The sequence below is a fragment of the Pseudoalteromonas sp. P1-11 genome (assembly GCF_001399995.1).
Taxonomy (GTDB): Bacteria; Pseudomonadota; Gammaproteobacteria; order Enterobacterales; family Alteromonadaceae; genus Pseudoalteromonas; species Pseudoalteromonas atlantica.
Genome location: NZ_LJSP01000003.1, coordinates 235,848 through 258,089, shown reverse-complemented (window position 1 = coordinate 258,089; position 22,242 = coordinate 235,848). Strand labels below are relative to the sequence as shown.

Sequence of the window (22,242 nt, the reverse complement as noted above, 5' to 3'; positions counted from 1 at the left end):
TACTCCAACTGGTTAACTAGGCAATACTCTCGTTTACGCGGTCGCGTAATTCTTTGCCTGGTTTAAAATGAGGTACATGCTTACCATCAAGCTCTACTGTATCGCCAGTCTTAGGATTACGACCTGTGCGAGGAGCGCGGTAATGCAAAGAGAAACTACCAAAACCTCTGATCTCAATACGATCGGAAGTAGATAATGAGCCGGCCATTTGTTCAAGAATTTCTTTTACTGCATTTTCAACATCTTTCACTGGAACGTGTGCGTGCTGTTCGGCAAGTGTTTCTATCAGTTCTGACTTAGTCATAGCGTTTCCTTAAAGAGAATAGTGGAAGGGCAAAACTGCCCTTCCAATTAAAAACTAATTAGAAATTAGTCTTTTTGTGCATTTGCGAAAGCAGCTGCCATTGCGTTTTCAAACACTGGCTCTTCTTTCTTAAGCTTCTCTAGTACTTCTTTCTCTTCTGCTTCGAAAAGAGCTTTAACAGATAAGCTTAAAGTGCGGTTCTTACGATCAACGCCAACGTATTTAGCTTCGATTTCGTCGCCTACAGAAGCAACAGTCGTTGCATCTTCAACGCGCTCTTGAGCGATATCAGCTACACGGATGTAACCTTCAACGCCTTCGATAAGCTCTACAGTTGCGCCTTTCGCATCAACTTCAGTCACTTTACCTTTAACAATAGCACCTTTTTTGTTTGCATCAAGGTAGTTATTGAACGGGTCAGCTTCGATTTGCTTAACACCTAGAGAGATACGTTCACGCTCTGGGTCAACTTGCAATACGATAGCAGTGATTTCGTCGCCTTTCTTGAATTCACGTACAGCTTCTTCGCCAGGCGTGTTCCAAGAAATGTCTGAAAGGTGTACAAGACCATCAATACCACCGTCAAGACCGATAAAGATACCGAAGTCAGTGATTGATTTGATCTTACCAGTAACTTGGTCGCCTTTGTTTTGTAGACGAGCAAATTCCTGCCAAGGATTAGCAATACATTGCTTAAGACCAAGAGAAATACGACGACGTTCTTCGTCGATTTCAAGAACCATAACTTCAACAGTGTCACCTAGTGAAACAACTTTTGAAGGGTGGATGTTCTTGTTAGTCCAATCCATTTCAGAAACGTGAACTAGACCTTCAACGCCTTCTTCGATTTCTACGAAGCAACCGTAATCAGTAAGGTTAGTTACACGACCAGAAAGCTTAGAACCTTCTGGGTAACGACCAGCGATAGCAGCCCATGGATCTTCGCCAAGCTGTTTAAGGCCTAGAGATACACGAGTTTTATCTTTGTCGAATTTAAGAACTTTAACTGCGATTTCGTCGCCAACATTAACGATTTCTGAAGGGTGCTTAACACGCTTCCACGCCATATCAGTGATGTGTAGTAGACCATCAACACCACCAAGGTCAACGAATGCACCGTAGTCAGTAAGGTTCTTAACGATACCTTTAACTTCTTGGCCTTCAACAAGGTTAGCAAGAAGCTCTTCACGTTCTTGTGAGTTTTCAGATTCGATAACTGCACGACGTGAAACAACAACGTTGTTACGTTTTTGGTCAAGCTTGATTACTTTAAATTCAAGCTCTTTGCCTTCAAGGTGAGTTGTGTCACGTACTGGACGAACATCAACAAGTGAACCAGGTAGGAAAGCACGGATTGAATCAACTTCAACTGTGAAACCGCCTTTAACTTTACCGTTGATAACACCAGTAACAGTCTCTTGCTCTTCACATGCTTTCTCAAGACGGATCCACGCTTCGTGACGCTTCGCTTTCTCACGAGAAAGGATAGTTTCACCGAAACCGTCTTCGATTGCATCTAGTGCAACATCTACTTCGTCGCCTACAGCAACTTCTAGTTCACCAGCAGCATTTTTGAACTGCTCTGCAGGGATAGCACTTTCTGATTTAAGACCAGCATCTACAAGTACAATGTTATTCTCGATTGAGATTACTGTACCTTTAACAATAGAGCCTTGCTCTGCTTCAAAACCCTTTAAGCTTTCTTCAAATAACTGCGCAAAATTTTCTGACATACGAATATACGTCTCATATATTAATACCAATAAGCAACCATGCTGCATGGGGTTGTTAAAATAGCACTGGCGTCCTGCTGGTGCATAAAATGTGTTTAGCTTCGTTTAGGAAGCTTGCCTTGTGAGATAGCAATATCTACTAAAGTTATAACTTTATCAAACACTTGCTGAGCGTTAAGCTCGCTTGTGTCTATTTCAATTGCATCATCAGCAGGAACAAGCGGCGCAACGGTGCGATTCATATCGCGCTCATCACGAGCTTGAATGTCCTGTAATAGACCACTTAGTGTAACATCAAGGCCGCGCTCATTCAACTCAACATAACGTCTGCGCGCGCGTTCTTGTGCACTAGCGGTTAAATATATTTTTAATGGTGCGTCTTGAAAAACCACGGTGCCCATATCTCGGCCATCAGCAATTAAGCCCCGTTCGGTTTTAAACGCACGCTGGCGTCGAAGTAACGCTTCACGTACACGCGGTAATGCAGCCACTTTTGAAGCAGCTGCCCCAACCTCTTCATTACGAATTGTCGAGGTTACATCTTCGCCTTCTAAAATAACTTTTCCAGCATTAGTTTGGCTATCAACCAAAAACTGCACATCTAAGTTTGCAGCAAGCGGGACAAGCGCTTCTTCGTTGTCTAATGCTATTTGGTGATGAAGTGCGGCAAGGGATAATACACGGTAAATTGCGCCGCTATCCAATACATCCCACCCCAATTTGTCGGCTAACAAGCGACAAACAGTTCCTTTACCTGAACCACTTGGGCCATCAACGGTGATTACGGGCATTAATAACGCCTGCATTTAAAACCTCCTGCAATGCACACCTAAATAAAACCGCGATATTATACGCCACTTCTGCAAATAGATCCGCTTTAGTGTGTAACTTTTTATAATTATTTATAAAAAACCTACTCACTCACTGATGCTAAAACCTTGAAAAAGGTTGGAAAAGTTTTATATGTACACTTAGGATCGTTGATTGTAATAGGCTTTCCGCCTACGGCAACCATTGCAAAACACATCGCTATACGGTGATCGTCATACGTATCTATAGCCACATCATTGAATGCACTCGGTGGTGTAATTTCGATAAAATCTTCACCCTCTACAACCCCGGCACCCACTTTACGAAGTTCAGTTGCCATTGCATATAAACGGTCGGTTTCTTTTACACGCCAGTTATAAATATTGCGAATAGCCGTGGGCCCTTTAGCAAATAAAGCAACCGTAGCAAGTGTCATTGCCGCATCAGGGATAGCGTTAGCGTCAATATCTACACCTTTTAATTCACCTTTGCGAACAACTAAACGCTCGTCATACCATTTTATTTCAGCGCCAACTTGTTCCATCACTTTAGCAAAACCAATATCACCTTGAACTGATTTAGCGCCCACGCCTTTAATTTCAATTTCGCCACCGGCAATGGCCGCTGCCGCAACAAAGTAAGACGCTGATGATGCATCACCCTCCACCATAATACGCTCTAGTGATTGGTATTGTTGGCCGCCTTTAACTTTAAATGTTGTATAGTCGCTGTGCTCAACAGTCACCCCAAAACGCGCCATTACATCTAACGTTATATCAATGTAAGGCTTAGATACCAAAGTACCCTTAATGGTAATTTGCGTATCACCACTAAATAAAGGGGCAGCCATTAGCAATGCTGTTAAAAATTGGCTAGAAATACTGCCATCAATTTCAACAGTACCGCCTTTAATTTGCCCACCAATTATTTTTAGTGGTGGGTAGTCTTTATGTTTTGTGTAGGTAATATCGCCGCCAAGTGCTTGAAGTGCATCTACTAAGTGCCCTATTGGGCGCTCTTCCATGCGCGGCTCACCTATAAGCTCATACTCCCCAGCTACAGCTGCGAGTACCGCGGTTAAAGGACGATAAGCAGTACCTGCATTGCCTAAAAATAAAGGTTCACTTGGGGTTTTAAATACACCGCCAACCCCTTCTACGGTTGCCACAGTGCGATCATCATTAAGCGTTACGTTAACACCTAGTAGTTTTAATGCACCCAACATATGGCGAATATCATCGCTATCTAGCAGGTTTTCAACAACGGTAGTCCCTTGAGCCAGCGCTGCTAATAATAAAATACGGTTTGATAGGCTTTTAGACCCAGGTAAGGTAACACTGCCATTTACACGAGAAATAGGCTCTAAACGAAGTTGTTCCATTAGCTGTGCTCCTGTGCAAATGCCGCCATAAAGTCAACCAAGGCTTGCACACCTGCAAGTGGCATTGCGTTATAAATACTTGCGCGCATACCGCCTACAATTCTGTGTCCTTCTAGGGCAAGTAAGCCAGCTTCTTTAGATTGCGTTACAAACTTTTCGTTTAAGCTTTCATCGTTTAGCCAAAACGGTACATTCATACGCGAACGACAATGCGTCGCTACTTTATTAGTATAAAAAGGCGATTCATCAATAAAGTCATAAAGCAGCTTAGCTTTAGCAATATTTTGTGCTTCCATTGCCTTAACGCCACCGTTTTTCTCTAGCCATTCAAATACTTCGGCCGCTAAATACCATGCAAAAGTAGGCGGTGTATTAAACATGCTGCCTTGTTTTGCTTCAAGTGCGTAATCTAAAATGCCAGGTTTAGCTAAACCGTCACGCTCAAGTAATGTTTTGCGAACAATAACAATAGCTATACCTGATGGACCTATATTTTTTTGTGCACCGGCATAAATTAAATCAAATTTATTTACGTCAATTTCGCGCGACAAAATAGTCGACGACATATCAGCAATAATAGGCGCTGTTGGGTGACTAGGCACATCAAAAATCTCTAATCCGTCTACCGTTTCATTTGGACAGTAGTGAATGTAAGATGCATCTGCAGGTAACTCCCACTGCGCCACTTCTTTTATAGAAAACAGCCCGTTTGCGTCATTTCTAACGTTGATTGAGTGGGTTTGAGTAAATTTATTAGCTTCGTCAGTGGCACTTTTAGACCAAACGCCGTTCTCGCAGTAAACCGCCGTTTTATCATTTTGATGTAAATTTAATGGCACAGCGCTAAATTGACCGCGGCCACCACCGTGCATAAATAACACTTCAAATTCATCGCTAATGTTCATTAAACGACGAAGGCTGGCTTCGCATTTTGCTGTAAGCGCTAAAAAATCTTTACTACGATGGCTTATTTCCATCACAGATACGCCTAAGTCTTGCCAGTCTAAAAATTCTTTTTGTGCTTTTTGCATAACAGCTTGTGGAAGCATAGCTGGCCCCGCACAAAAATTATATTTACTCATTACCTTTGCCTCATTCCAGTAATTTAAACTCTTTTGATAAACAAAAAAGGATTATTAATTTTTTTCAACATGATTAAAAAAAGCGGCCTTAGCCGCTTTTTCAATTTCAGTTATTCAGAAGGTGGATTATCATCCGTTGCTTCTTCATTTACTGTATCAACCGTTTCAACGTCTTCAATATCAACTAAGTCACTGTCTGTAACTTCAATCTCTTCGATACGTTGTAAACCAACTACTTGCTCTTCGTCAATAGTTCTGATCAAAATAACACCTTGGGTGTTACGTCCAACCGTCGATACTTCATTAACGCGGGTACGTACTAGCGTACCACGGTTTGAAATAATCATTATTTCGTCGTTGTCGTCAACTTGTACAGCGCCAACTACTGCGCCATTACGCTCACTCACCTTAATAGATACAACACCTTGTGTTGCACGGCTCTTAGATGGGTAATCTTCAAGTTGAGTACGTTTACCGTAACCATTTTCAGTCACAGTTAAAATAGCACCATCAGACTTAGGCACAATTAACGACACTACGCGTTGGTCGTCGGCCATTTTAATACCACGAACACCGGTAGCAGTACGACCCATAGGGCGAACACCTTTGAAACGAATTTCAGGGTTGCCTTCTTCGTCAAGTACCGGGTTGCCGTTTTCATCAACAACAGCAGACTCTTCCGCTTCTTTAAAGCGTACCACTTTACCTGCATCAGTAAACAACATAATTTCGTTGCTACCGTCGGTAATATCAACCCCAATTAGGCTATCGCCTTCGTTAAGGTTTACCGCAATAATACCGCTTGCACGTTGACGACTGTATGCCGTTAGTGGTGTTTTCTTCACAGTACCAAATGCAGTTGCCATGAAAATGTATTTATCTTCTTCGTACTCGCGTACAGGTAAGATAGCAGTAATGCGCTCATCATCTTCAAGTGGCAGTAAGTTAACAATTGGCTTACCGCGAGCGGCGCGACTAGCCAGTGGTAACTGGTATACTTTAAGCCAGTACAAACGACCCGCAGTAGAGAAACATAAAATGGTATCGTGGGTATTAGCCACTAAAAGACGCTCAATGAAATCTTCATCTTTCATCTTCGTTGCTGACTTACCTTTACCACCACGGCGCTGTGCTTCGTAATCAGACAATGCCTGATACTTAACGTAACCTTCGTGCGATAGGGTCACAACAACATCTTCTTCGTTAATTAAATCTTCAAGGCTAATATCGTGCGCTGCCGCGTTAATTTCTGTACGACGCTCATCACCATATTGCTCTTTAATTTCAACTAACTCATCACGAATAACTTCCATTAAACGCTCAGGGCTACCTAAAATGTGTAGTAGCTCAGCAATTAAATCTAACAGCGATTGGTACTCTGCTAAGATTTTTTCATGCTCAAGACCGGTTAGTTTGTGTAAACGTAAATCAAGAATTGCTTGTGCTTGCTGCTCAGAAATATAGTACTGACCATCGCGAATACCCAGCTCACTTGCCAGCCAATCTGGGCGTGCTACGTTTTCTTCGCCTGCTTTTTCAAGCATAGCTTGTACGTTACCTAAGTCCCATGGGCGAGCTGTTAAGGCTATTTTAGCCTCAGCTGGGGTTGGCGACTTACGAATAAGCTCAATAATTGGGTCGATGTTGGCAAGCGCAATTGCTAAACCTTCAAGGGTATGAGCACGGTCGCGCGCTTTACGTAAATCAAATACGGTACGGCGTGTAACCACTTCACGGCGGTGAATAACAAACTCTTCAAGCATTTCTTTTAAGTTGAAACACTTAGGTTGGTTGTTAATTAATGCAACCATATTCATACCAAACACAGTTTGTAACTGAGTTTGTGAATATAAGTTGTTGAGGATAACTTCACCTACATCACCACGTTTGATCTCAATAACGATACGCATACCGTCTTTATCTGATTCATCACGTAGTGCGCTGATGCCTTCAATTTTTTTATCTTTAACAAGCTCAGCAATTTTTTCAATTAAGCGTGCTTTGTTAACCTGATAAGGAATTTCGTGCACGATAATGGTTTCGCGGCCTGTTTTTTCATCGGTTTCGATGTCGGCACGTGCACGCATGTACACTTTACCACGGCCGGTTAAATAAGCATCTTCAATGCCTTTTTTACCATTGATAATGGCAGCCGTTGGGAAATCAGGACCCGGAATGTAATCCATTAATTCATGAATCGTTAAATCAGGGTTTTGAATAAGCGCTAAACAACCATTAACCACTTCAGTTAAGTTATGTGGTGGAATGTTTGTTGCCATACCTACCGCAATACCCGATGAACCGTTAACAAGTAAGTTAGGCACTTTGGTTGGTAAAACGTCAGGAATTTGTTCGGTACCGTCGTAGTTAGGAACGAAATCAACCGTTTCTTTTTCAAGATCGGCTAATAACTCATGCGACATTTTTGCCATACGTACTTCTGTATAACGCATTGCCGCTGCTGAATCACCATCAACCGAACCGAAGTTACCTTGGCCATCTACAAGCATATAACGTAGTGAGAATGGCTGTGCCATACGCACGATGGTGTCATAAACTGCACTGTCGCCGTGTGGGTGGTATTTACCGATTACGTCACCGACCACACGGGCCGATTTTTTGTAAGGCTTATTCCAGTCATTACTAAGCTCGTTCATTGCAAACAAAACGCGGCGGTGAACAGGTTTTAAACCATCACGTACGTCTGGTAATGCACGTCCTACAATTACGCTCATTGCGTAATCAAGGTAGGAGTTTTTTAACTCGTCTTCAATATTGACTGGCAGAATTTCATTGGCGAGATCAGTCATTTGATATCACATTCCTTCAGTATCAGCTCTTAGCAACCCGGTATTAGGCGCCAAGAGTATTTGTTATTATTTCTAAGCGACCATGCTATCACAATTAATTTAAATTTACAGGCGCAAAACTTTGCGATTTATCAATTTAGCCCTATATAATGGCCTCAGATTGACGAGGAAGTATTTTATGACCGAACATCAAAATGTAGATAACGCAGAAATAGCAAAATTTGAAGCCATTGCAGAGCGATGGTGGGACCAAGACGGAGAGTTTAAACCTCTTCACGAAATTAACCCATTACGATTAGACTTTGTGGCTAACAAAACCCAAGGCTTATTTGATAAAGAAACACTCGATGTAGGCTGTGGTGGCGGCATTCTTAGCGAAAGCATGGCACGCATGGGCGCACACGTAACCGGTATAGACATGGGGCAAGAGCCACTCACCGTAGCAAAGCTTCATAGCCTAGAAACCGGTGTAAATGTTGACTATATAAAAGTACCTGCAGAAGAATTTGCAACCCAGCACCCTGCTCGCTTTGATGTAATAACCTGTATGGAAATGCTAGAGCACGTACCTGATCCTGCTTCTATTATTCATGCAGTCGCAGAGCTTGCCAAGCCAGGGGCTGATGTGTTTTTCTCAACCCTAAATAAAACGCCTAAAGCTTACTTGTTTGCTATTGTAGGTGCTGAAAAGCTGTTAAAAATGGTGCCTGAGGGCACACACGATCACAACAAATTTATCAAACCTGCACAACTTATTGCATGGGCTGAACAAGCCGGTTTAAAAGTACGTGCCAGTGCTGGCCTGGGCTACAATCCGCTTTCTAAGCAGTATTCACTAAATACAGATGTGAGTGTTAATTATATTCTTCATTTTGAGAAGTTAGCATAATGGCTAGCTCTCATACCCCCTTAACTCCTTTTGAGTACGACGCTTTCTTATTTGATTTAGATGGCACCTTGCTTGATACGGCAGACGATTTAGGTGCTGCTTTAAATGCTGTACTTAAAAGTGAAGGTGTTGCGCAAGTTACGCCTGAAGCGTATAGAAAAGTAGCGTCTAATGGCGCCGGCGCATTGCTTGAACTTGGCTTTAAAGCGCAATGGGCATCGCTACCTCAAACTGAACGTATAAAACAGTTAGTCAGCCACTACAGCCAAAACCTAGCGACACACACCCGCTGCTTTGAAGGCATAGAATCATTACTCATAGCCCTTGAGAACCAAGGTATAAAATGGGGAATAATGACTAATAAGCCCGGGTTTTTAACCGATCCATTAGTGGCTGCTATACCCGCTTTAAAAAATGCACACGTTGTGATCAGTGGCGATACGCTCACCGAGGCTAAACCATCACCTTTACCCTTACTACACTGTACAAAACTGATGAACGTAGATCCTAAACGTTGCTTATACATAGGTGATGCTCAACGTGATATAGAAGCAGGTAAAGCCGCAGGTATGCACACAGCAACAGCGCTTTGGGGCTATATACCAAGTATTGATGAGGCCAAGGGCTGGGAAGCCGATTTTAACTGGCACAGCCCTATTGATGCTTTTAACCATATATAGTGTCATGTAAATTTTTAAACACTATATATTGTGATTGTGTTAGTTTTTATGCAAAGCTTGATGATAAAAAAAGCAGTCGAAATTTATTTTCAAAATGCATAAATTTTGCAGATCATTAGTTGATTTTTAGCTATTTCAACTTAAATGATTGTTCGAAGGTGAGTGACTACTAACACAAATGCGTTATCCCAAAGTTATCCACAAATAGGGGCAATTATGTCCCTTGCAAATCATCTCAGACCACACTATCTTGTGATCTCTAAATTGAACAACACCAGATATTGTGGCCAAATGTTATTCAATTAAATTCGCCAATACGGTGAAACTTATAATAAATGAATACGTACCTTGCTTTAGCGAGGTATAAAGCATTGGTCAAAATACACAATTCCCAAGGAATACAGGCAAAGCTATGAACCAACAGTTATCTGTAAGCAAGCGTGACGGGCGTAAAGAGCCTTTAGATCTTGATAAGATCCATCGCGTTATTGAATGGGCCGCCGAAGGTTTAAACAACGTATCGGTTTCACAGGTTGAATTAAAGTCACACATTCAATTTTACGACGGTATTCGTACAAAAGACATTCACGAAACCATCATTAAAGCAGCAGCCGATCAAATTTCAAAAGAGTCGCCTGACTACCAGTACTTAGCTGCCCGCTTAGCTGTATTCCACTTACGTAAAAAAGCGTATGGCCAGTTTGAGCCACCACGTTTATTTGACCATGTTACAAAGATGGTTGAAGACAAACGCTACGATGCTCACTTACTTGTTGATTACACAGAGCAAGAGCTTGACGAGCTAGATGCTTATCTTGATCATTCGCGCGATCTTAACTTTAGCTACGCAGCAGTAAAGCAGCTTGAAGGTAAATACCTAGTACAAAACCGCGTAACGGGTGAGATTTACGAAAGCGCCCAGTTTTTATATATCTTAGTGGCTGCGAGTTTATTCTCTGACTACCCGCGCGAAACGCGTATTGACTACATCAAACGTTTTTACGATGCAGTATCAACGTTTAAAATCTCTTTACCTACGCCAATTATGTCGGGTGTGCGTACACCTACGCGTCAGTTTAGCTCGTGTGTACTTATTGAATGTGGCGACAGCCTTGATTCAATTAACGCCACTTCATCTGCCATTGTTAAGTACGTTTCACAACGTGCAGGTATTGGTATTAACGCCGGCCGTATTCGTGCATTAGGTAGCCATATCCGTAATGGTGAGGCGTACCACACAGGTTGTATTCCTTTTTATAAGCACTTTCAAACAGCAGTTAAAAGCTGCTCGCAAGGTGGCGTACGTGGCGGTGCTGCAACGTTATTCTACCCGCTTTGGCATTTAGAAGTAGAAAACCTACTAGTACTTAAAAATAACCGTGGTGTTGATGATAACCGTGTTCGTCATTTAGATTACGGCGTACAGTTTAATAAACTAATGTATTCTCGTTTAATTAAAGACGACTACATTACGTTATTTAGCCCATCAGATGTGCCTGGCCTTTACGATGCATTCTTTGAAGACCAAGACGAGTTTGACGCGTTATACGTAAAATACGAGCAAGACGAGTCTATTCGTAAAAAGCGTATTAAAGCGATTGAGCTTTTCTCAATGTTCGCACAAGAGCGTGCCAGCACAGGTCGTATTTATTTACAAAACGTGGATCACTGTAATACGCACAGCCCGTTTATTTCTAAAGTGGCGCCAATTCGCCAATCTAACTTATGTTTAGAAATTGCATTGCCAACTAAGCCGTTAAATAACGTAAACGATGAAGAAGGCGAAATTGCACTTTGTACGCTATCTGCATTTAACCTAGGCGCTATTGAGTCACTTGATGAACTTGAAGAGCTTGCTGAGCTTGCAGTACGTGCACTTGATAACCTACTTGATTTCCAAGACTACCCAGTACCGGCTGCACGTAATGCCACTATGGGCCGTCGTACGTTAGGAATAGGCGTAATTAACTACGCTTACTACCTTGCTAAAAATGGTAAGCGTTACTCAGATGGCAGTGCTAATGCACTGACTCACAAAACGTTTGAAGCAATTCAATACTACTTAATGAAGGCATCAAACGAGCTGGCTAAAGAGCGTGGCGCGTGTCCTAAGTTTAACGAAACAACGTACTCTCAAGGTATTATGCCAACTGATACGTACAAACGTGACTTAGATAAAATTTGTGATGAGCCACTGCACTTAGATTGGGATTCGTTACGTGCCAGCATTAAAGAGCACGGCATGCGTAACTCAACACTTAGCGCATTAATGCCTTCAGAAACATCGTCGCAAATCTCTAACGCAACTAACGGTATTGAGCCACCACGTGGTCACATCAGCGTTAAAGCAAGTAAAGACGGTATTTTAAAACAAGTAGTTCCTGAGTACGAACGCTTAAAAGATAACTACGAGCTACTGTGGGATATTCCATCAAACGATGGTTACTTACAGTTAGTGGGCATAATGCAAAAGTTTATTGACCAAACTATTTCGGCCAATACTAATTATGATCCAAACAAATACGAAGGCGGTAAAGTACCTATGAAAGTCTTATTAAAAGACTTACTAGGTGCATACAAGCTTGGTGTTAAAACACTTTACTACCATAACACCCGCGATGGCGCATCAGATGCACAAGACGACACTCCAGAAGTGGAAGATGATGATTGTGCAGGCGGCGCGTGTAAAATTTAATAGTTAAACTTAAAGCGGGCTCTTTGCCCGCTTTGTCCTGATAGTTTTAGTGATAGTTTTTTGAGTGATAGACATGTCTTATACTACTTTTAGTCGTAACCATAATGATCAAATGCAAGAGCCAATGTTTTTTGGCCAAACCGTTAACGTTTCGCGTTACGATCAACAAAAATACCCTATTTTTGAAAAATTGATTGAAAAGCAACTTTCGTTTTTTTGGCGTCCAGAAGAAGTAGACGTAAGTAAAGACCGTTTAGACTTTCAAGCATTACCAGAGCACGAAAAGCACATATTTTTAAGTAACTTAAAATATCAAACGCTGCTTGATAGTGTACAAGGCCGCTCACCAAACGTTGCCCTACTCCCCATTGTATCTATTCCTGAGCTAGAAACATGGATAGAAACATGGGCATTTAGTGAAACTATTCACAGTCGCTCTTACACCCACATTATTCGTAACGTTACACAGTCACCAGAACTTATTTTTGATGACATAGTAAGTAACGAAAAAATTAGCGAACGTGCTGATGCGGTAACCACCTACTACGATGATTTAATCAATGGCGTGTCGCTTTATAACCTGTATGGCGAAGGCAAGCACGAAATTAACGGTCAAACCGTTGTAATTAGCTTATTTGATCTTAAAAAGAAACTTTACCTTGCCATGATGTCGGTAAATATTCTTGAAGCCATTCGTTTTTATGTCAGCTTTGCGTGTTCGTTTGCCTTTGCTGAGCGTGAATTAATGGAAGGTAACGCTAAAATCATCAAGCTAATCGCACGTGATGAAGCGCTTCACCTGTCGGGTACGCAGCATATTTTAAACATTATGCAAGATGGTAAAGACGACCCTGAAATGGCGATTGTTGCCGCGCAGTGCCGTGAAGAAGCCATTAAAATGTTTGTTGAAGCCGCAGAGCAAGAAAAAGAATGGGCAGAGTACTTATTCAAAGATGGCTCTATGATTGGCTTAAACAAACACATTTTATGTCAGTATGTTGAATACATCACCAACGCACGTATGACCGCCATTGGCCTGCCTGCGCAGTTTGAAAACAACAGTAACCCAATTCCATGGATCAACTCATGGCTTGTGTCTGACAACGTGCAAGTTGCACCGCAAGAAGCAGAAATTAGCTCATACCTTGTAGGTCAAATTGACTCACAAGTAGATGCCTCAGAATTTGGTGACTTTGATTTATAATGAGTGACAAACCCACTGCAAGTATAACGCTTGCAGATAACAGCCAGTGTATAGAATTTAGCACTGGCTGCCCTTCTGTTTTACATTGCTTAGAAAACCAAAAAATAGACGTAGCGTATCAATGCCGCGAAGGCTATTGTGGCGCGTGCAGAGCCACGTTAGTTTCAGGCCAAGTGCACTATAACGAAGAGCCTTTAGCGTTTGTACGCGAGGGAGAAATACTGCTGTGCTGTTGTAAGCCAAACGGTAATATAAGTATTAATTTAAAATAAATTTACTGCGTTTTATTCAAATACTGTGGTTCAAACCGGTAGTGCCCCGTGATTTTATAATCAAAAAGCATATCGGTTTTTTCTGCCCCACGCCCAATGCTATGTACAATTAATGGATTGCCAGTTTGTACTGAACGCTCATTAACTACCATCCCTATATGTGGCAGGTTACCCGGTAACATCCAAGTCACTATATCACCTGTTTTATACTCTTCAGCACTATCAGATAATACTAACGCACGACCCTGTCTTTTAAAGTAGGTTTGTAAGTTAGGCACTCTGCGGTGGTCTATATTTTTATCGGGTTTGGTCAGCCCCCAAATACGCTTTGAGGGGTACAGGGTAAAATTGTCACGCATGTCTTCGTGTACTAACTGTTGTAAATCTATACCTAACTGGCGATAAGCACGAATTATCACATCGGTACACACCCCAATATTACTTGGCACGTCACCACCTGGGTAACTTATTGAACGATAACTCCCATCATACGTAACTTGGTGTGTTGTTCGCTGTATTAATGCAGCAGTTATGTCTTCTTCAAATGAATTAGCTAACGCACTAAAAGGCGCTAATACACTAAAATATAACCATACATTAGCCATATACTGTTCCTGTAAAAAATTTATAATGCATCCAGTACATACTCAGGCACATTTATTTTCTCGCCTGAACTTATAAAGTGAGTATCGAGCGAATAAGCCATAATTTCAAGCGGCGCATTGTGATAACCAAAGTGCTTAATTTCATTCATATAGCGCGCTATAAAGGCTAAAGCACCAAGATTTTGCCACTGCAATACATACACTAATTCATGAAAATGTACGCGCAAGTTATCAACACTTGTCGGCAACAAGTAGTAAGTATTTTTATAAGTTATACCACTTACTTTCATATCAATAAAATCACCCAGCCCCATGGCACGTAAAGCAGCAAAATCGGGCTTGGGTATTTCATCGATTACAACATAAAAGGCACTTTCCAAAAATTCAGTTGGGTAAAAACCTGCAAACTGTGCTGTAAATTGAGTACAGCACACCCGCTTGTATTTATATTTATGATTTACCTCATCAATCCATTGCTCGATTGCGGTTAACATATCCATATTCCAAACCTCATTAAAATCGCGACTAACTAGGCTTAATTAACCTTCTTCTTCAGTGAGTGACTCAAGTAAATCATGAATTTCGGCTTTAAGCGCTTTATCTTCAATTTTATTAGCGCTGACCTTGGCATTTTTTAGGCTTTTAATCGCTTCGTTTTTTTGTCCAAGCTCTATTTGTAGAGTTGCCATTGAATAAGCAACCGACGACATATGATCTTTGTTATTAATCGCAACCGACTTCTGTAGCGCTTTTTCATACGTGGTAATTGCCTCTTCAAGTTCTTCGGTAAAGTCAGCTAAGGTTTCCCACTGTACAGGGTGATCTTTTGAAGTATTCTCGTTTTCTTCACAAATAGCTTTGAGCCTAGAAAATAATAATTCAAACCTTTTACGGTCGTTTCTATTTGCAGCTTCCATCAGTTGCTCTGCTAAATCATGTACTGCTTTATATACTTTGGTGTTCATCATCAGGAACTATCCTTAACTGGTCACTAAACTAACTATTTAGAGGCGTCCTAATCTTATTAGAACGGCTAATTATTTAGGTGTAATAATACATTAATAATAGATAGCGGGTTGGAATTAAAAGTGTGGTTTTAAAATTATATAAAAAAGTAATCCACGTTAGTTACAGTGATACACTGAAAAACAAATGGACACCTAATATACTGGCTAAAAATGAAAGAGTGCAACCAATGCGGTAAATGCTGTATTAAATACGGTGGGGGCGATTTAAGTGCAACCGTACAAGAAATTGAAATGTGGGCACTGTTTAACCCAGAGATTTATCAATATGTTAAAGATGATGAAATTTGGTTTGATCCAAAAACGCAATTGCGACTCTCCACTTGCCCCTTTTTAGAAATAGCGCCCAAAAAAGAGCCCTCTCATAAAACAATGTATACCTGTAGCATTTACCTAGATAGGCCAGAAGATTGCCGCCATTATCCAAGCCTGGTCTCAGAAATGATACGTGATGAATGCGAAATGATAGAACCTATCGATGTAAAAAACCAAACTAGAGCACAACATAAGCTTAATATAATTATGCTTGATAGCCGCTCTTAAACAGCTTATCTTATTTGCGTGTTTATTCATCGAAAAACATTAAGCTATAGTATAACATTGTTGATAAGTCAAAAATGCGGTGTTATATTATATCACAACATAGTAACCGCGAACCTTTACGATAATGACAAAGTTAACATTAATTTCCTCTGCAGTTTTTTCTGTTTTATGTTCTCATTCAGCACTTGCTGCTACCGTTACCGGTAAAATAACAGACGATAAAAACCAACCTATTGAAAACGCAGCTGTACACGTACATGGTAAAGACCAAGGTGTAAAAACCAACGCACAGGGCGAATTTTCTATTGATGTAGACTCTCAAAGTCAATTGCATGTAAGTAAAGACAACTTTATAGACTCTCGTATTGCGGTAAATGAAAACTCAAACAATGTGACGGTGTCGCTTACCCCTACCTCGGTAGAAACCGTCGTTGTATATGCCTCTGCACTGCATAAAAATAGCTTAGAAATGATTTCGCCGGTGAGCGTTTTATCAGGTGATGAGCTTAAAAACAAATCAAAAGCGACCCTTGGCGAAACACTAAAGGGCTTACCAGGTGTTAATGCCAGTTACTTTGGTCCGGTATCATCAAGCCCTATTATCCGTGGTTTAGATGGCCCTCGCGTTAAAATTACCCAAAACGGTTTAGATGCCAGCGATGCATCGCGCATTGGTCCTGACCATGCAACCTCAAGCGACAGCTTAGCAGCGGAACAAATTGAAGTATTGCGCGGACCAAGCACCCTACTTTATGGCTCAGGCGCAATAGGTGGTGTGGTAAATGTGGTTGATAACCGTATTCCAACGAGCAATTTAGATGATTTAACCGGTGCTGCTGAATACAGCCATGACACGGTTTCTAACTCAAATACCCTGGCTGCAAAACTAGAAACAGGAAATGACGGATTTAACTTTCATTTTGATGGGACTAAACGCAGCGGCGATGACTATGAAACGCCTACATTTAACATTACAGATGAAGATGGTGATGTAGAAACCCATAACTCTGTAGAAAACACTTTTATTGATAGCGACACATTTAATGTGGGTACGAGTTATGTGGGCGATCATTTAACGGTTGGCTTTTCTTACGGTAGCATTGAAACCAATTACGGTATTCCTGGGCATGAGCATCATGATCATGACCATGACCATGACCATGACCATGACCATGAAGGTGAAACCGAAGAAGAACACGATGAGTACGCAGATGAAGAGGAAGAAGAGTCTGTTTATGCACATCTAGAGCAAGATCGTTGGCAAGGTCTTATAAGCTATGCGCTCGATAACAACTGGATTGAAAATATTAACCTTCGTGTTGGCTACACTGATTACAAACACAGTGAAATTGAAGACGGTGAAATTGGCACCACCTTTAAAAATGAAACAACCGAAGCACGCTTAAATGTAGAGCACAAGTTAGCGCAGTGGCACGGTATGATGGGCTATCATTATAGCGAATCGGACTACGACGCAATTGGCGAAGAAGCATTTACTCCTGCAAGTGTAACCACTACACATGCGTTATACCTACTTGAAGAACGTGAATTTGGTGATGTTACACTCGAGCTTGGTGCGCGTATTGAAGATTACGAAATAACAAGCACAATTACCGACAGCGAGCACGCACATGATCACGATGAAGAAGAAGATCATGACGAAGGCGAAGAAGAAAGCATTGCATACAGCGAAAGCTTTACTAATGTAAGCGCCTCTGCCGGTGCTATTTGGCAATACACACCAGGGCAAAGCGTAGCACTTAGCTTATCTCACTCTGAGCGTGCGCCCCTTTCTGCTGAGCTTTTATCAAACGGATTACACATTGCTACAGGTACTTACGAGCTAGGCCTTGGCTATCATATTGAAGATAACGAGGTTCACTTTGAGCCAGAAGACATTAAACAAGAAAAATCGACCAATTTAGATTTTAGCTTTAGACGTTTTAGCGGTGACTTTGGTTACACAGTTAACTTTTTCTATAACGATATTAAAAACTTTTATTATCAACAAAACACTGGATTAGTTTACGACGAAGAAGATGGTTTAGAGTCTGCAATTGGCGCTCACGATGATGCGGTTGCCGTATATCAGTTTGCCAGTAAAGATGCTGAACTCTATGGTGTAGAATTTGATGTACACTATCAAATTGACCCTAATGCCATGGTTAAAGTATTTGGTGATTCAACACGCGCTAAGCTAAAAGACGACGAAGGTAACTTGCCGCGCATACCAGCAAATAAATTAGGATCTGAATTACAATACAATGTAGGCGATTTACAACTAACACTCACAGGTACGCACTACTTTGAGCAAGATAATATTAGCGCCTATGAAACTAAAACCGATGGCTACACAATTGTTGATGCTCAAGCTAATTATCAGTTAAGTTTAGGCGCTATAGATACGCAGTTATACTTAAATATAGATAACATTACAGACGAACTTGGCTTTGTTCACAGCTCGTTTATAAAAGATAAAGCCCCACTACCAGGTAGAAACTTCCGCTTTGGTATTAGAGGTTATTTTTAATAACGCTTTGGCATTTATTTAGTTACTTTTAAAGCCGCATTTTATATGCGGTTTTTTTATGCCTACTCATTTAATTAACTAGGTTATTTACTTGTTGTAATAGCGTTTGTAGCGCAGGTAGCAAGTTTATCTTTCCCCCAAAATAACTCACTTAATTATGCGGATTGGCCTAAATTCTTAACGTTTTATAGCTTGGTATAAAACCACAAGACACAAAAAAGCCGCGGTCAAGACCACGGCTTTTTAAATACTGACTTAATAACTAAATTAAGAAAGGATTTCGTGTAGCTCAACGTCAAATACAAGCGTTGAGAAAGGTGCAATTGCAGCACCTGCACCACGTTCACCATAAGCAAGCTCATGAGGAACGTAAATACGCCATTTAGTGCCAACTGGCATCATTTGTAAAGCTTCAGTCCAACCTTTGATCACGCCACCTACTGGGAATTCAGCTGGTTGACCGCGCTCGTAAGAGCTATCAAATACTGTACCGTTAATTAATGTACCGTGGTAATCAACACGTACTGTAGACTCAGCAGTTGGCTTTTCGCCTTCGCCTGTTGCTAGTACTTCGTATTGTAAACCAGACTCGGTAACAGTGATTTCAGGACGCTTAGCGTTTTCTTCTAAGAATGCAATACCTTCAGCAGAAAGTACTTTTGCTTCTTCTTCACGACGCGCTTGGCTCTCTTCGTTAATTTTTTCAAATGCAGCTTGGATCTCAGGGATCTCAACTTGAAAAGCGCTACCAGCGTACGCATCTTTCATGCCTTCAAATACTGAATTTAGGTTTAAGCCTTCAAAAGGGTTAGACTTAAGTTGCTCACCCATTTGTAAGCCAATACCGTAACTTGCTTTTTCAGCATCTGTAGTAAAATTATCTGACATAATGTGTTTTTCACGTTTTGTTAGTTAAAAGACGCGTACATGCTAACATAAAATAAAACCGGTTTGGGGCTAGTTTTTACTGTGTTTTACCTTAATTTTGCCAACTATGTAGCTACAAAGGGGTAAACTGAATAAAAATCCAACAAGCAATGGCCACGCTAGTAAACCGCCACTGCCAAACAGCACCAATGGCACTAATACTAAACCAACTAAAGCAATAAAAGCTGCGCCAATGACAGGCCAATGCGTATCGTATTTAGTAATAAGATGCGCAGTTAATACGTTAAAGCCAATGCCATACACAAAGGCGGTGATAAGCGTTGCGTCTGGTTGTGCATCTGCTGCCATTTTTATTAATAAATTAATCGCGCTTTGATAACAGTAGCCAAATACAATCCACAGTAGTACATGCTTTACTAAGCGTTGCGATGTTGTAAGGTTTGCTTCTTTTGACATTTATTAAACTCCACAAAGCAAAAAACCGCCCATAAGGCGGTTTTTTTAAATAATGGTGGAGAGATAGGGATTTGAACCCTAGATAGGCTACAAACCTATTGCCGGTTTTCAAGACCGGTGCATTCGACCACTCTGCCATCTCTCCGTACGGCGCGAATAATAGGGGGTATTGAGCAACTTGTAAAGACCTAAATGTAAATAATTAGCTAAAAACAGCATTTGGTTCAAAAAACCACCACAAATAGCTAAAAACCTACATTGCTCATTGCCCTATTAATAATATTGCTTTGGCCTACGTGCAATCCACGAACAAATTAAGCACAGTAATAAACTAAGTGCTAAAAATGTAACGCTTTGAAATATTAAATCAAAACGGTTTAAATCATCACTTGGTACAACCACAAATAAAAATGCTGGTAATACACTAAGCAATAACACATAAAAACAAATTTTAAAGGCCCGACCAAAATCAAACCTTTTAGACTGCTGCATCCACCAGGTTAATAAAACAAGCATTCCCATAGCAGAGCCAGCTATAAAATGTGCAGTATTCGTGCTCATTGCCACATAAAGTGTAATAAAAGCACCCACTATTCCCCAAATTGACCATGCCAGCCAATTCTCTTTTTCTTGTAAAAATAAATTTCCCATCGTTTTCGTCTTCTTTATCGTTATTTTTATTAAGACTTTCCATACTTTAACAAAAAACAACCGATTAAAAAACAAACTGAAGAAGAAAAAGTTAACCTATATTGCTTCCGTGCGCTTCTCACAGCTAAATCAAAAAAGGACGAGCCTAACAGCAGCAACCTTAATGCTATATGACTGCGCAGAACTGCAATAGTTCATTATTTATTATAAATAAGTGAAGTAATCATCTGGTTTATGCTTAGCTGCCTTTTTGCACTCAATCTCTGGGGTGCCTAAATATAAATACCCAACAATTTCATCTTGCTCGTCTAAATTAAGGGCATTTTTGACTGCTGTGCTTTGTGCAAAATATCCTGTACGCCATACACCACCTAAACCTTGTGCAAATGCGGCTTGTTGCATGGCAAGTACACTGCAACCGGCGCTTTGTACTTGCTCAATACGCGGCACTTTTGGATGGGCTTGATATTTAGCAATAGCAATAATGATCATCGGTGCGCGCAGCACAAGCTCTTTTGCGCGTTTAATCACTTTTTCTTCTTGCTGCTCAGCAACGGCGCTTTGATGGTATATCTCACCTAATTTATGGCGGGCATCACCTTGAACGACAATAAACTGCCAAGGCGCAATGCATCCGTGATCAGGCACCCGTAACGCGGCTTGCTTTATAATATCGAGCTGCTCTGAATTTGGCCCTGGGGCGGTTAATTTAGCGTCAGATTGGCGGGTTAGTAAAAGCTCAATAGCATCCATAGCGTACTCTCATAATTCAAAACGTTAGAGTACCATTTATGCCTTTAAAAAATAAACTCTGCGTAATTATCAATTTTATTAAAACCCTACTTATTCTCTCGTATAAAAGCGCCCTTACTGCGTAAACAATATTCATATACCACTGTATAAATCCGAGAGAGGCGCTATGCGTTTAACACACGTTACAAACAAAAAGGGCGTATAAAAATATTTATACGCCCTTTTTAAACCAATTTGTTTGCTACTCTTTTACTACTGCACGCCTGAGCCAATAATCAACACTAACAAAGCGACCGCCACCTACAAAAAACAAGCTAAGTAACATGGCAAAATAAATAGCAGAAAATTCAATACCGTTATTTATTATGGAAGGTTTACCTTTTTCATATAAGTAATCAGTAAATCCGTGCTCTTCAACTATGCCCCTAATTTTACCTATACGTTCTTGTACTTCTAGTGAGTTTTCAAGGCTTTCTTTAGCCCCTGGAATTGATAACCAATCAAGTACTTGAGCTGAACTGGTTGTAGGGTTTGATGGCGCTATAGCAAACCAACCATTATGCCAATGCACAGTTGTTGCTGCCACAACCATTGTAAACATCAGCGGAATGCTTACTAAGCGGGTAAATAGCCCAAAGAGTAAAAACCACCCGCCTAAAAATTCACTCCAGCCAGCTAAAAAGGCAAGTAAGTCTGGAAATGGTAAGCCTAAACCCCATTCACTATTGCCAAACCATTGCACAACGCTTGCATCAGCAAGAAAATAGCTAAAAAAGCCGTCAGTTTCTCCACTTAGGGCTAATTTATTAAAGCCCGCAATAATCATTACGGGGGCTAAAATTAAGCGAAAAAGTAACGCAGGTAATCCGTCGGCATACGATAGATTACCCATGATTTTATTGTACAAACGAAATAATTTACTCATGTGTGG

21 protein-coding genes and 1 tRNA gene are annotated in these 22,242 nt (G+C 40.9%); 7 read left to right on the top strand and 15 right to left on the bottom strand.

The window, feature by feature from the left end; all coding sequences use genetic code 11:
• Positions 1-16: 16 nt before the first annotated feature.
• From ihfB to gyrA, 6 genes are all read right to left on the bottom strand, one after another.
• Positions 17-304: an integration host factor subunit beta gene (gene ihfB, locus AN390_RS06860; RefSeq protein ID WP_004587872.1), complete on the bottom strand. Its 288-nt coding sequence runs from the start codon at positions 302-304 to the stop codon at positions 17-19.
• Positions 305-369: 65 nt separating this feature from the next.
• Positions 370-2,037: a 30S ribosomal protein S1 gene (rpsA, locus tag AN390_RS06855; RefSeq protein ID WP_004587871.1), complete on the bottom strand. Its 1,668-nt coding sequence runs from the start codon at positions 2,035-2,037 to the stop codon at positions 370-372.
• Positions 2,038-2,132: 95 nt separating this feature from the next.
• Positions 2,133-2,843: a (d)CMP kinase gene (cmk, locus tag AN390_RS06850; protein ID WP_004587870.1), complete on the bottom strand. Its 711-nt coding sequence runs from the start codon at positions 2,841-2,843 to the stop codon at positions 2,133-2,135.
• A gap of 107 nt (positions 2,844-2,950) precedes the next feature.
• Entirely contained in the window at positions 2,951-4,228 is a 1,278-nt protein-coding gene (aroA, locus tag AN390_RS06845; protein ID WP_055253473.1) for a 3-phosphoshikimate 1-carboxyvinyltransferase, read from the bottom strand.
• Positions 4,228-5,310: a 3-phosphoserine/phosphohydroxythreonine transaminase gene (serC, locus tag AN390_RS06840; RefSeq protein ID WP_055253471.1), complete on the bottom strand. Its 1,083-nt coding sequence runs from the start codon at positions 5,308-5,310 to the stop codon at positions 4,228-4,230. The genes aroA and serC overlap by 1 nt, the downstream gene beginning before the upstream one ends.
• A 110-nt stretch (positions 5,311-5,420) precedes the next feature.
• Positions 5,421-8,120, bottom strand: a complete 2,700-nt coding sequence (gyrA, locus tag AN390_RS06835; protein WP_055253468.1) for a DNA topoisomerase (ATP-hydrolyzing) subunit A — start codon at positions 8,118-8,120, stop codon at positions 5,421-5,423.
• Positions 8,121-8,298: 178 nt separating this feature from the next.
• On the opposite strand from gyrA, the gene ubiG reads away from it, so the two are divergent.
• From ubiG to yfaE, 5 genes are all read left to right on the top strand, one after another.
• On the top strand, positions 8,299-9,009 hold the full coding sequence (gene ubiG, locus AN390_RS06830) for a bifunctional 2-polyprenyl-6-hydroxyphenol methylase/3-demethylubiquinol 3-O-methyltransferase UbiG (protein ID WP_004587866.1): 711 nt from the start codon (positions 8,299-8,301) through the stop codon (positions 9,007-9,009).
• Positions 9,009-9,689 (top strand): HAD family hydrolase, encoded by a 681-nt coding sequence (locus AN390_RS06825; protein ID WP_055253467.1) that lies wholly within the window; start codon positions 9,009-9,011, stop codon positions 9,687-9,689. Before ubiG ends, AN390_RS06825 begins: the two co-directional genes overlap by 1 nt.
• Before the next feature lie 412 nt (positions 9,690-10,101).
• Positions 10,102-12,384, top strand: coding sequence for a class 1a ribonucleoside-diphosphate reductase subunit alpha (gene nrdA / locus AN390_RS06820; RefSeq protein ID WP_024034091.1), 2,283 nt, complete (start codon positions 10,102-10,104; stop codon positions 12,382-12,384).
• Between the two features lie 73 nt (positions 12,385-12,457).
• A complete protein-coding gene (gene nrdB / locus AN390_RS06815; protein ID WP_004587863.1) occupies positions 12,458-13,588 on the top strand; it encodes a class Ia ribonucleoside-diphosphate reductase subunit beta in 1,131 nt (376 codons plus the stop codon).
• Positions 13,588-13,860, top strand: a complete 273-nt coding sequence (gene yfaE / locus AN390_RS06810) for a class I ribonucleotide reductase maintenance protein YfaE (RefSeq protein WP_004587862.1) — start codon at positions 13,588-13,590, stop codon at positions 13,858-13,860. Before nrdB ends, yfaE begins: the two co-directional genes overlap by 1 nt.
• Positions 13,861-13,862: 2 nt before the next feature.
• Here the strand turns inward: yfaE and AN390_RS06805 are convergent, their stop codons facing one another.
• The 3 genes from AN390_RS06805 to AN390_RS06795 are packed head-to-tail and all read right to left on the bottom strand — an operon-like array spanning position 13,863 to position 15,433.
• On the bottom strand, positions 13,863-14,465 hold the full coding sequence (locus AN390_RS06805) for a DUF1287 domain-containing protein (RefSeq protein WP_055253465.1): 603 nt from the start codon (positions 14,463-14,465) through the stop codon (positions 13,863-13,865).
• A gap of 20 nt (positions 14,466-14,485) precedes the next feature.
• Positions 14,486-14,965 (bottom strand): hypothetical protein, encoded by a 480-nt coding sequence (locus AN390_RS06800; RefSeq protein ID WP_236695080.1) that lies wholly within the window; start codon positions 14,963-14,965, stop codon positions 14,486-14,488.
• 39 nt (positions 14,966-15,004) lie between these two features.
• Complete coding sequence (locus tag AN390_RS06795) at positions 15,005-15,433, bottom strand: hypothetical protein (RefSeq protein ID WP_024034088.1); 429 nt, start codon at positions 15,431-15,433, stop codon at positions 15,005-15,007.
• 210 nt (positions 15,434-15,643) lie between these two features.
• On the opposite strand from AN390_RS06795, the gene AN390_RS06790 reads away from it, so the two are divergent.
• Both AN390_RS06790 and AN390_RS06785 read left to right on the top strand, forming a co-directional pair.
• Positions 15,644-16,033 carry a YkgJ family cysteine cluster protein gene (locus AN390_RS06790; RefSeq protein ID WP_029772513.1) on the top strand — a complete coding sequence of 130 codons (390 nt, stop codon included), beginning with the start codon at positions 15,644-15,646 and terminating at the stop codon, positions 16,031-16,033.
• A 124-nt stretch (positions 16,034-16,157) separates the two neighbouring features.
• Entirely contained in the window at positions 16,158-18,563 is a 2,406-nt protein-coding gene (locus tag AN390_RS06785) for a TonB-dependent receptor domain-containing protein (RefSeq protein WP_055253463.1), read from the top strand.
• 267 nt (positions 18,564-18,830) lie between these two features.
• Here AN390_RS06785 and AN390_RS06780 read toward each other — a convergent pair whose 3' ends face one another.
• From AN390_RS06780 to AN390_RS06755, 6 genes are all read right to left on the bottom strand, one after another.
• Entirely contained in the window at positions 18,831-19,451 is a 621-nt protein-coding gene (locus AN390_RS06780; protein WP_055253461.1) for an FKBP-type peptidyl-prolyl cis-trans isomerase, read from the bottom strand.
• Between the two features lie 69 nt (positions 19,452-19,520).
• Positions 19,521-19,907 (bottom strand): hypothetical protein, encoded by a 387-nt coding sequence (locus tag AN390_RS06775; RefSeq protein WP_029772511.1) that lies wholly within the window; start codon positions 19,905-19,907, stop codon positions 19,521-19,523.
• Positions 19,908-19,960: 53 nt separating this feature from the next.
• Positions 19,961-20,052, bottom strand: a tRNA-Ser gene (locus tag AN390_RS06770).
• 128 nt (positions 20,053-20,180) lie between these two features.
• Positions 20,181-20,558 (bottom strand): hypothetical protein, encoded by a 378-nt coding sequence (locus AN390_RS06765; RefSeq protein WP_024034084.1) that lies wholly within the window; start codon positions 20,556-20,558, stop codon positions 20,181-20,183.
• Between the two features lie 204 nt (positions 20,559-20,762).
• Positions 20,763-21,311 (bottom strand): NAD(P)H nitroreductase, encoded by a 549-nt coding sequence (locus tag AN390_RS06760; protein ID WP_004587853.1) that lies wholly within the window; start codon positions 21,309-21,311, stop codon positions 20,763-20,765.
• 241 nt (positions 21,312-21,552) lie between these two features.
• The gene (locus AN390_RS06755; RefSeq protein WP_055253459.1) at positions 21,553-22,236 is read right to left on the bottom strand and encodes a DoxX family protein; all 684 of its coding nucleotides are present in this window, start codon (positions 22,234-22,236) and stop codon (positions 21,553-21,555) included.
• Positions 22,237-22,242: the final 6 nt, after the last annotated feature.